We start from the raw sequence: 7,787 nt of genomic DNA on the forward strand, positions 1-7,787 counted from the left end.
ACAAGGGACGGAGTCATCGCCGAGACCCTGGGGCCGAACGTGGTGATCTCGGAGGTTGCCCGGCGCTACGGGCTGCGGCCGCGGCGGAACGCTCGCAAGCTTGCGACGTCGGCAGGACAGGCCACTCCCGCCTAGTGGTTTCGGTGGCGCCACCGGAACGACCCGTTGGGCCTATCCGTGCACCAGAGCTCAAGGCCACGGCCTGAGAATCGGCCGCCGCTCACCCTACTTGGTTCCTCAGCCGACTGCGCTAAGAAGGAGAGCAACTTCCGTCGGCGCGAGGATCATTGCGTCGTGGCCAGTGGCGAGTTCCTGCCACGCCCAGCCATCCTGCTTCGCGACCCATTCTCGCGCTCCCGCCATCGGCGGGTGGAGTGGATTAGTGCAGACGACATAGGTTCGGGGTCTGCCGTTGCCGAGCGGGTGCTCGAGCTTAAGTCCGCTTTCGTAGGTGCCTGCCGGATGCGGTGTTATCCGGCGCCGCACCCAGTCCGTGAGCGAGTGTCCCTCGGGAATGCCGAATGCTGTTGGCGGCGGAGTCGGCATGAAGATACCCCGTCCTTCCTCCGCAACCAATTTTCGACGGGCCGCGACGATGTCGGGGGGCATGGTGCTGAATACACTTTGACCGCTCTCGACGATGGCGCTGTCGAGATAAACGAGATGGCTGATATGGTCGGGTATCCGGTCGGCGGCGCCGGTGATGCTGATGCCGCCTAGACTGTGACCGACAAGGATCACATCGCTCAGCTCTTCCGTCACAATGTGGTTGACGATGTCGGTCACGAATGTGTCGGGCGTGATGTCCTTGCACAGCAAACGTGCGCGTTCGCCGACACCTGGTCGGCGTGGTCACGTGGCATCCCATCTTGCGAAGATTGGCAGCCACGTCCCGCCAACACCATCCGCCATGCCAGGCACCATGCACTAGCACATACGTCTTTGCCATGGGTTGTGCCGTTCCACTTGCTCACCGGCCGTTGTGGCTGCCATCCGGCACGATGGCCGGGCGTTGTCCCAAAGGGGCTCGACCACGTGACCGGTGGTAAGTCCGGCGCACAGGGCAGCGCCGTGGCCTGAGGACACCGCTAACGAGTCAAGGAAATTTGAATTGCGAAAGGCCAATATTCACTAGCTCTTTGCAAGTGGATGGAGAGGCTCATGGTGTGCCGCAGTTGCTCGCTGCCGGCATGCTCTTGGCACGGTCCCGGCTGATCATCCGAACTTGAACAGGACACCAAAGCCGCCGCGCGGATAGTTCCACTCGATGTCGCCGCCTTTCTCGCACAATATCCGGCAGGTGCCGCATTCCATGCAGCCGTCGGCGGTGATCTCGACTTGACCCTTGTCATTCAACTCATAGCATTTCGCCGGACAGACGTAGGTCAACGCAAGCAAGTTCGCGCTTGGCTTGTCGTGCGGTCGCACTATAATATGGGGGCGGCCGGAATCGACCAGATAGCGGTTCTGGTAAAGTTTGTCCTCGACACGAACCTTCGTCACTGCGATCGTCATCTTGTACCCTCTTCAGCGCCATGCCAATGCCAGGCGGACCGCGTCGCTGACCAACCCCCAGCGCGAGCGCGCGTTGATGAAGGCGGCCGTGGTGTTCTTTTCCTTCTCGATCTTCGGCGTGCCGTCGACACGCATGAAGTTCTGAGCGGCATGCGACATCAGCCGCGGATAGCTGTCAAAAAAGTTGCTGGAATTGGTGTGGAGCAAGGCTGGCATGTCCTTGTATTTCTTAAGATCCTTGATCACAAAGGAGTCATCCAGCATCGTCTTGTAGAGCGCAAGGTTCGCTTTGGTCATAGGACCGTTGCGGCTTTTGACTTTGATGATCGCCTCAGCCGCGACACGACCCGAGGTCATGGCAAGGTTCGAACCCTCACGGTGAATGGCATTGTTCAGTTGCGCTGCGTCGCCGACGATGACCCAACCGTCGCCGAAGAGCTGCGGAATGGCCTTGTAACCACCTTCGGGGATAAGATGGGCGGCATATTCTTTCACCTCCGAGCCAGCGATCAGCGGCCGGATCGAAGGATGGTTTTTCATCGCATCCAGGAGGGCGGACGGGCTCTCCATCGTCGCGGCGAAATCCGAGACCAGGCAGCCGATGCCGAGTGATATCGACTCCTTGTTGGTGTAAAGGAAGCCGAGCCCGGCCATGCTGCGAGAGATCGTGCCCACGGCCTCGATTACGCAGCCTTCATCGCCCTTGACCCCGAACCGCTGGCCAATGACCTCTTCGGGCAAGAAATGCATTTCCTTGACGGCAAGCGCCACGGTCTCCGGCTTCGGCATCTCGCGCAGGCCTGCGCGAGTGCCAAGCAATCCCGACACCCCTTCTGCGAGAACGACCACATTCGCGAAGACCACTCCGCCAGCCCGGTCTGTGCGGACGCCGATCACCTTGCCATTGCCATCACGGACGAGTTCCGTCGCGGTCGTCTCACACAGGACCGTCGCGCCAGCCTCGCGCACCTTGCGGGAAAACCATTTGTCGAACTGGGCGCGAATGATCGTGTAGCGGTTGGGTTTCGCCTCATTGAAGTCGTCCGACCGGTAATGAATTCCGGTGTGAGACGTGTCGTCCAACACCCAAAGTCGCTGTTCGACCAGGTGCCGCTCGAGGGGCGCATCATCCCGGAAGTCCGGGATGATCTTCTCCAGCATGTTCGCGTACATTATGGCACCCTGGACGTTCTTAGAGCCCGGATATTCCCCGCGCTCCAACTGCAGTACCTTCAGCCCCTGGCTTGCCAAAGTGTAAGCAGCTGCGTTTCCAGACATGCCGGCTCCGACCACTATGGCATCGAATTGTTCAATCATGTCCTCTCCCTCAACTCGCAAGCTTGTCTCGACTGTGCGGCGACAGCCGCCGGGTGAAGGCTTCCGTCAGTGCGGGCAGGAAGCGGATTGCATCCGTGACGATCCCGAGGTGGGCGAACTCGAAAATCGGCGCGTTCGGATCGGTGTTGATCGCGACGATGAGATCGGCCCCCTCGACCCCAACTCGGTGCTGGATGGCGCCGGAAATTCCGGCCGCGATGTAAAGCTTCGGTCGAATGGTCTTGCCAGTTTGTCCAATCTGTCGATCAGCCGGCATCCAGCCCTTCTGGACCAAGGGGCGCGAACAGCCATGCTCGGCGCCGATCGCTCGGGCAAGATTCTTCACAAGCTGAAGGTTCTCCGCCGCTCCGAGACCGAGGCCTCCCGCAACCACGACATCCGCATAGGCAAGATTTGCCATTGCCGACTGGTTATCCGGTAGGAAGCCGAGGACTTTGGTGACGATATCGTCCTCAACGAGCGACAGCTTGTGCCGCATGACACGCCCGACCGGCTTATCCACCCGTTGCGGCATAGGCATGACCCTTGGTCGCACCGTCGCCATTTGCGGCCGGTAATTTAGTGTATAGATCGTACACAACAATGAGCCACCAAAAGTCGGACGGGTCGCGGCGAGTGAACCGTCGGAATCTACATCAAGTTCGGTGCAGTCGGCCGTGAGCCCCGTCTGCAGGGTCGTCGCTACCGAGCCTGCAAGATCCCTGCCCAGTGTGGTCGCGCCGAGAAGGAGGATTTCGGGTTTATGGGTATTGACCAGATCCGTGAGCGCCTTGGCGAACGGCTCGTTCCGGTAGTCGGCGAGCGGCGGCGCATCGACGATGTAGACAAGATCCGCCCCGTAAGCGAAGGCCTCGGCAACAGCGTCCTCGACCATCTCGCCCGGCGGTCCCAGCACGACGCCCGCGAGCTGGACTTCAAGCTTGTCGGCCAATTTGCGGCCTTCGCCCAGCAGTTCGAATGATACAGGATGCACATTGCCGCGTTCGAGCTCGAGGAAGACCCACACGTGCCGGTAGTCTTTGAAATGGTCGGGAAGTTCTTTCTTTACACCGGCACGGCCGGGGGCAATGCGAGGGGTGGTTTGGCTTGCGGTCGACATTTTCTGCTCCTGGCCGTCACGTGCCGCTGTTGAAGGCCAGCTCATGTTCCAGCGCCGGCCGGCGGGTTAAGATATCGGCGATGAGTTCATCGGCTATGTCCTGCAAGCCCCTTTCCGCGGTGTCGATCTGCGCCGCCCTTTCTGCCCGTGCGGTGGGGGCGAAAACACGCTTGACGACTGTAGGCGAGCCACGCAGACCGCACCGGGTGAGATCGTCAATGCCGGCGTCGGCTGCAGTCCACTTCACGACTTGCCTGCGCGCCGCGCACAGAGCCTGCTGGAGCGAGCCCCGGCGGATTTCGTTGGTGTCTTCCAGCATGGTAATGAGGCAAGGGAGTCTGCTCTTCAGCAACTGGGTGCCGCCTTCGGCGCGACGCGCGACTTCGATCTCTCGCGTATCGAGATCGATGGAGGCAATCTTCGCGACATAGGTAAGTTGCGATAAATCTAGGCGCTTGGCTATGCCCGGTCCGACCTGGGCGGTATCGCCGTCAATCGTCTGCTTGCCGGTGAAGACGATGTCCGGCCTGCCGAAAGTCTCCCCAATTTTTGCGATTGCTTGCGAAAGAGCAAAGGAAGTCGCCAGCGTATCGGATCCGGCAAAATAGCGGTCCGTCAAGAGAACTGCTCGGTCAGCACCGTAACCGAGCGCCTTTCGCAGCGAGTCCTCCGCCATGGGCGGACCCATTGTGAGCACAGTAACCTCGCCACCATGAACGTCGCGCAGTTTGAGCGCTTCTTCGAGGGCGAACAGGTCGTAAGGATTGATGATGGTCGGAACACCCTGACGCATGATCGTGTTCGTCACCGGGTGCACGCGGATCTGTGCCGAATCCGGCACCTGCTTGATGCAGATTACGATATGCATTGGCGGTTTCTCTAAGCTCCCAGTCCGGATTCGTGCTTGGCGGTTCGCCTCATTGCCTGCATCGTTCATGCCAAGTCGTCTTCCTGCCTCTATTCCAGAAGGTGGCTTCGTTTGCTTCCGAGGAGGCGTCATGAGGACTGGATTTGTCGACTTCTCGACATTGTCGCGTCGCAGCCGTGTCGGGCTCATTACTTTCCGAACCGCTTCAGTGCAGAGTCGAGCGGGACGAAGGCGCGGCCAGGTGCGGGACATATGTTTGGATCGTGGTCCCTTAGCACCTTGAACACACGTTGCGTGAGCGGCGAGGAAGTCGCGAAATCTTCGTAGGCGCGTTCCAGCTTGGCGCGCACCCGCGCGGCGATTACCTGGTTAGGCAGACCGGAGAAATCTTCTTCGGCAAGGTATTGGCCCACGCGCTTCATGATATGGAGCCGCGAGACATTCATCACTTTCGGGTCGTAGGAGACGCCAAGGCAGGCGAAGAAGTCCTCCGCGGCCGACAGGCCCTTCAGTCGCGCTAGGATATCGGTGCGATCGATCGGGCGGCTATCAGCGGAGCAGTTCATTGTATTCTCCCGGCGCGTAATTGTGGTGTCGATGCATTGGTGACATTGCTGACGGCGTGCCGACCTCTGGCACGGCGGCTGGGCAAGAGACTTGGCGATCTCAAGCTTTTCTGAAGTGGTGAAGGCGACCCCGAGTTTGACTGCTCTCCATTGCGCAGGGTCGTCACGTTGAGGAAGACCTCACGGCTCGTCGGCTATTGTGCCGCTCGGACCCGGGCCGGAATGAAGCTGTTCTGCACCTCGCCCGCACAGTCCAGCACTGGGAACGGCCCGTAGCTTCTCGGTGATCGCAGGCAGGACCTCAAGCACGCGGTCTACGTCATCTTCGCCGTTGTCACGCGACAAGGAGAAGCGGACTGCCCCACATGCCGCGTTCATAGCGATCAGAACATGGCTCGGTTCCAGTGAGCCAGAGGCACAGGCGGACCCGGCGGAACAGGCGATTCCCAGCCGGCTCAGGACAATTGGAATTGCATCGCCTTCGATACCTTCGAATCCAATGTTTGCAGTGTTTGGCAATCGCTCTTGCGGATCGCCGTTGATGGATGTGTTTGGGATGCGCTGGATGATCCCGTTCTCAAGGCGGTCGCGCAACCATTTTATTCGTTTTGTCTCGTCCATGAATTTCAAGGCGAGTTCGGCCGCCATGCCCAGTCCGACTATGCCGGGTGTGTTTTCAGTGCCTGCACGCCGGTCGCGCTCTTGGTGCCCACCCTTGATCATGGAGGAGAAGCGCACGCCACGTCTTACATAAAGCGCGCCTATCCCCTTTGGACCATGCAGCTTGTGGGCGGAGAGCGACAGCATGTCGATCGCGGTCGATTTCAGCTCAATCGGAAGCCTTCCGACCGCCTGCACTGCATCAGTGTGGAAAAGCGCGCCGACTTCCCTGGCTAGATCGGCAAGCTTAACCACGGGAAAGATCGTACCGGTCTCATTGTTCGCCCACATTATCGAGACGATTGCCACTTGTGGAGTGAGAGCGGTTCTGTAGGCGTCCAGGTCGAGCCGGCCGTGGTGATCGACTGGGATAATGTGCACCTTGACGCCGCGCGTCTTTTCAAGGTGCGCGCACAACTTCAGAACGGCCGGATGTTCAACCGCGGAAGTCACTATTTCCGTTCGGTCGGGCATCACCTCCAGCGCCGAAAGGATGGCTGTACTGTCGCTTTCAGTCCCGCCCGAGGTGAAGATGATCTCGTCCTCGAATCCCGCGCCGATGAGGGCTTGCAACTGTTGCCTCGCCTTTCTCACGGCTTCAGCAACCGATGCGCCATAGGCGTGCATGGACGAATGATTGCCAAATTGCTCCGTAAAGAAAGGCAACATCGCTCCAACGACTGCAGGATCAACCCGCGTCGTTGCGTTGTTGTCGAGATAGACAGGGTTCATGGGAGTGATCCTTCAACTGCTGAAATGATTCAAGGGTAGGCGGGCCATTGAACCTCTGGCGCATATCGTATCTGGTAAGGTGGGCGGCCGGGCGAGCGATGGCTTGGCTGACCGGTCGCTGTCGACATTGCCCTTTGGTGGCGGCATCTGCCGGGAATTCAGCTGTTTCGGGCAATTTTGTTTGCTTGCCCACGGCAACGATCGATGATCGCGATTTGGCGCATCACCGAACGCAATTGTTCCGGGCCGACAGTGCGTGTCGGCCGGTTCCAGAGCGCCGGCGGTGCCGGTTCGACGCAGTATTCCTTGGCGTCGCTATAGTCGAACATAGCCTGTTCCCTCGCAATCATTTGCAGGACTTGCCGCAGCCGCACGTCTCACGCGCATTGGGGTTATCGAAAACAAAGCCGGATGTTTCGAGCCCAGTGACGAAGTCCACGGTCATGCCGGCTGCATGGGGTTGGGAGCCTCTATCCATGAACACCTTGAGCCCATCTCGCTCGATGATCGCATCGCCCTCACGTGAGACGCTCTCCAGGCCCATTGAGTATTGGAAGCCGGCGCAGCCGCCGGCATGGACCATGATGCGAAATCCTTCCGCCGGCTCGCTGGCGCGGTAAAGAGCGGCCTTGATGGCGGCAACAGCGTTGTCGGTGAGCGTAATCATGGCTCGATTTCTCCTCGGTCCGACGTTTTCGCGGATCATCTCGCATGGACCGTGCCAAAGGGAAGACGTGTCAAAAACCGTAGGACATCCCGACGTCTCTTATGCTCGATTGCTGGGGAGACGTCCGACAACCGACACTTACTGTCGGATTTGTCGCGTCCGCGTCACAGGAAGGGCGCCTGAGTTCGCGATGCACTCACGCGTAAAGCAATGAACAGAGCCAAAGATGTTCAGAGCTTGCCGCGGAGCAACTGGCACGATTTTTGTGAAGCCTTCGTTGCGGCGGCAAAATTGCCGGCCGATTCACCTTTGGGTTGCCCTCGCAATCGAAGAACGAAGGAG

Annotated in this window: 9 protein-coding genes; all 9 read right to left on the reverse strand. The window is 59.5% G+C overall.

The window, feature by feature from the left end; all coding sequences use genetic code 11:
- Window positions 1–237 precede the first annotated feature (237 nt).
- The 9 genes from EOA33_RS17300 to EOA33_RS17335 all read right to left on the reverse strand — a co-directional run bounded on the left by EOA33_RS17300 (window position 238) and on the right by EOA33_RS17335 (window position 7,445).
- A complete protein-coding gene (locus EOA33_RS17300; protein ID WP_287152319.1) occupies window positions 238–819 on the reverse strand; it encodes an alpha/beta fold hydrolase in 582 nt (193 codons plus the stop codon).
- Between the two features lie 396 nt (window positions 820–1,215).
- On the reverse strand, window positions 1,216–1,515 hold the full coding sequence (locus EOA33_RS17305) for a ferredoxin family protein (protein ID WP_024505235.1): 300 nt from the start codon (window positions 1,513–1,515) through the stop codon (window positions 1,216–1,218).
- A 12-nt stretch (window positions 1,516–1,527) separates the two neighbouring features.
- Entirely contained in the window at window positions 1,528–2,832 is a 1,305-nt protein-coding gene (locus EOA33_RS17310) for an FAD-binding protein (protein ID WP_126080604.1), read from the reverse strand.
- Between the two features lie 10 nt (window positions 2,833–2,842).
- Window positions 2,843–3,952: an electron transfer flavoprotein subunit alpha/FixB family protein gene (locus tag EOA33_RS17315; protein ID WP_126063815.1), complete on the reverse strand. Its 1,110-nt coding sequence runs from the start codon at window positions 3,950–3,952 to the stop codon at window positions 2,843–2,845.
- A 16-nt stretch (window positions 3,953–3,968) separates the two neighbouring features.
- Window positions 3,969–4,820: an electron transfer flavoprotein subunit beta/FixA family protein gene (locus tag EOA33_RS17320; protein WP_126063816.1), complete on the reverse strand. Its 852-nt coding sequence runs from the start codon at window positions 4,818–4,820 to the stop codon at window positions 3,969–3,971.
- Between the two features lie 188 nt (window positions 4,821–5,008).
- Window positions 5,009–5,386, reverse strand: coding sequence for a nitrogenase stabilizing/protective protein NifW (nifW, locus tag EOA33_RS17325; protein WP_024505239.1), 378 nt, complete (start codon window positions 5,384–5,386; stop codon window positions 5,009–5,011).
- A 180-nt stretch (window positions 5,387–5,566) separates the two neighbouring features.
- Window positions 5,567–6,778: a cysteine desulfurase NifS gene (nifS, locus tag EOA33_RS17330; protein ID WP_126063817.1), complete on the reverse strand. Its 1,212-nt coding sequence runs from the start codon at window positions 6,776–6,778 to the stop codon at window positions 5,567–5,569.
- Window positions 6,779–6,936: 158 nt separating this feature from the next.
- On the reverse strand, window positions 6,937–7,107 hold the full coding sequence (locus EOA33_RS39105; RefSeq protein ID WP_165349961.1) for a hypothetical protein: 171 nt from the start codon (window positions 7,105–7,107) through the stop codon (window positions 6,937–6,939).
- Window positions 7,108–7,124: 17 nt separating this feature from the next.
- Window positions 7,125–7,445: an iron-sulfur cluster assembly accessory protein gene (locus EOA33_RS17335; protein WP_029356570.1), complete on the reverse strand. Its 321-nt coding sequence runs from the start codon at window positions 7,443–7,445 to the stop codon at window positions 7,125–7,127.
- Window positions 7,446–7,787 lie beyond the last annotated feature (342 nt).

The organism is Mesorhizobium sp. M4A.F.Ca.ET.050.02.1.1 (genome assembly GCF_003997725.1).
Classification (GTDB): Bacteria; Pseudomonadota; Alphaproteobacteria; order Rhizobiales; family Rhizobiaceae; genus Mesorhizobium.